General features: G+C 42.4%; 2 protein-coding genes. Both read left to right on the plus strand.

The window, feature by feature from the left end; all coding sequences use genetic code 11:
• The first annotated feature begins 15 nt into the window (after nt 1–15).
• Nucleotides 16–1,196 (plus strand): IS3 family transposase gene (locus KI743_RS23380; protein WP_285468466.1). Its coding sequence is split into 2 segments (ribosomal slippage): nt 16–301 and nt 301–1,196, totalling 1,182 coding nucleotides; the frame shifts between segments, so codons are not numbered across the junction.
• Between the two features lie 527 nt (nt 1,197–1,723).
• Nucleotides 1,724–2,497 (plus strand): aminoglycoside phosphotransferase family protein, encoded by a 774-nt coding sequence (locus KI743_RS23385; RefSeq protein WP_285468465.1) that lies wholly within the window; start codon nt 1,724–1,726, stop codon nt 2,495–2,497.
• Nucleotides 2,498–2,840: the final 343 nt, after the last annotated feature.

Here is a 2,840-nt window from a genome sequence, read left to right on the forward strand (position 1 = left end):
CTATTGGAGGTGTTTATGCCAGCTTATAAATCAGGTAAAAAAACTCAACAATATCCCACGGAATTTAAGATAACTGCCGTCCGACTTTCGCTTCGAGAAGGAGCTACAGTTAAAAGCGTGGCGCTATCATTAGATATCCATCCTTATATGCTTTCTAAATGGCGAAAGGACTATAGAGAAGGGGTTATTATGGAAGATAAACGTAAGAAAAGGACTAAGATCCCGAGTCAGAAAACTGAGTCGAGTCGGATTGCAGAGCTTGAACGTCAGAACGAACAACTTAAGCTCGAGAATGACTTGCTAAAAAAGTGGCAACGATTCGTTGCCCAAGAAAATCGACAAAATTCCGATTCATAGACCATTACAAAACACGATATTCCATTGTATTGATGTGCCGTTTTCTATCTGTTTCTAAGTCGGGCTATTACGCATGGCTAGGCAGAAAGCCAAGTCGCTATGCTCAAGAAGAACAGGCTTTGAAGAAGCAAATCATTAAAGTGTTTTCTCAGAGTCGAGAGACCTACGGTAGCCCAAGAGTCCATGCTGAGCTTAGGCGCCAAGGTTTTTTGGTTAGCCGCAAGCGCGTGGCTAGGATCATGCGAGAGCAAGGGCTACGGGCGCGAAGTTATCGTATTTACCTTAAGATGGCCAAGCTACATCGGTTTTATCAATCGATTAAGAATATTAAAAAAGACATACCCAAACCAACGGCAGTTAATCAACAATGGTCTGGAGATCTAACGTATATCAAGCAAGGCAAACGTTGGATGTATCTAGCGGTCGTTATTGATCTTTACTCTCGTAAAGTCGTCGGTTGGTCGCTTGGTAGTAAGAAGAGTACACAACTAACGATGAGCTCGCTGAGAATGGCCATTAGAAATCGAAAGCCACAAGAGCGCCTGTTATTTCATACTGACAGAGGCTCTGAATATCGGGCCCATGAAGTTCAAGCTTTACTATCAAAACATGGAATTGTCCCAAGCATGAATCGTCCAGGTCATTGTACTGATAATGCAGAGGTGGAGTCGTTCTTCCATACGCTTAAAGGCGACATAATTAGGAAAAATAGCTTTAAAAGTGAGAAGCAGCTTAGAGATAAGCTTGTCGGTTATATCCAGCATTTTTATAACCGTAATAGACTGCACTCAAGTCTTGGATATCGCAGCCCACATGAATATGAAGTAATGACGGGTTAAAGAAAATAGGGTGTCCATTTTATCGGGTGAAGATCACTTGGTACGCGTGGCATTTTCAATTTGCGTTGGGTTTAGTGGTTAAGGTGTTATGCGGTCACTTGTGTAGTGCGTGCGCGGCGTTATGTGTATTGGAGAAACCAGCTATGAGGCATGAACTTTGGATCGATCCGGATGGTCTAGATACTTTTTGTTTAAGTGGTAAGCACGGTGATGAAGCTCGAGCGTTGTTAGAGCCAAACTCAAAGTTGATTTGGACATGCGTTGCTGACAGCCACTTTGAAGCGATGACAAAATACTATAGGTTTCGCGGGTATGGAGTTTATGAAACGAATCATCCTGAACATGATAAAAAGTCATATAAAGAGCTGGGATTTGAGTGATGACACATAACAAATTGCTTAACAGGGACTCCTAACGCTTGACCACTTTCATTCAAATCAGCTTAAGCGTTTAGGGCACAATTTTTAAGTTGGGTGATATTGCGTTGCTCGCCCCTTAACAAGGCGTTAGTTGCACGAGGAGGTTTCGTGGAAGAATTATCAGGTGGAAGAGAATCAGCAATATATCGAGATGGTGAAGTTGTCTATCGACCTCTCCAGCCGTGGAGTCCTACAATTCACGTTATTTTAAAACACCTCGAGCGAGAAAATGTAGCTGAATGTCCAAGATTTCTTGGTGTTAACCAAGAACAGGAGGTTCTAAGTTTTGTTGCTGGCAATACTTATAACTACCCACTAGTCGGTGCAATTGCTACTGCGGATACACTCATATCAGCAGGTAAACTATTGCGTAAAATACATGACGCAACTGTGCCACTTTTGGATCAAGTAGATGTCAATGCGCATAAGTGGATGCTAGAGCCAAGAGAGCCTTTTGAAGTTATCTGTCATGGTGACTTTACACCATACAATGTTGCTCTATCTGAGAACGCAGTTGTAGGTGTATTTGACTTTGATACTGCGCACCCTGCGCCAAGAATATGGGATTTAGCATATTCAGTTTATTGCTGGTCGCCTTTCAAAACTGACAGCAATGATAAGTTAGGCACAATCTCTGAGCAGGTAACTAGAGCTAAGTTGTTCTGTGATAGTTACGATGCAACTACGTCTGAAAGAAATCGACTAGCGGACGCAATGATTGAGCGATTACAGGCTTTAGTTTTGTTCATGCGCAGTGAAGCTGACAATGGTAATGAAACCTTTGCTAAAAACATAGAGCAAGGTCATCTTCAAGCCTATCTAAATGACATAGAATATATCACTGAAAATAAAGAAAAAATTCAGTGTGCACTGTGCAACTAACAAGCATTTAAGAGTGATTCCCCACGCTTGGCATTTTTTGTTTGGATTTAGCTCAGTGTTTACGGTGTCCAATTTTAGTGTTGAGGTAGCGCGCTCACGCCTTAATTGGGCGTTGATATGACCCCCACTGTCAATAAGAGCGTAGAAGTTTTTGCTCCCGCATTTATAGAGCCTTTCTTGTTGTTCAGGGGATAGTGTTATCACATAGATGAAGCAAGTAATGTCGTCGGTTCTCATGCTGATATACGTGGATTGCTCACCGTTTGATGAGTAGAGCCTACCTTACTTGTTCCGTCGTGGCACCTGTCTTCAGTCTATGCTCGTGGTTCAATACAGCCGAAGC

The organism is Vibrio sp. D420a (assembly GCF_030248625.1).
GTDB classification, from domain to species: Bacteria; Pseudomonadota; Gammaproteobacteria; order Enterobacterales; family Vibrionaceae; genus Vibrio; species Vibrio fortis_A.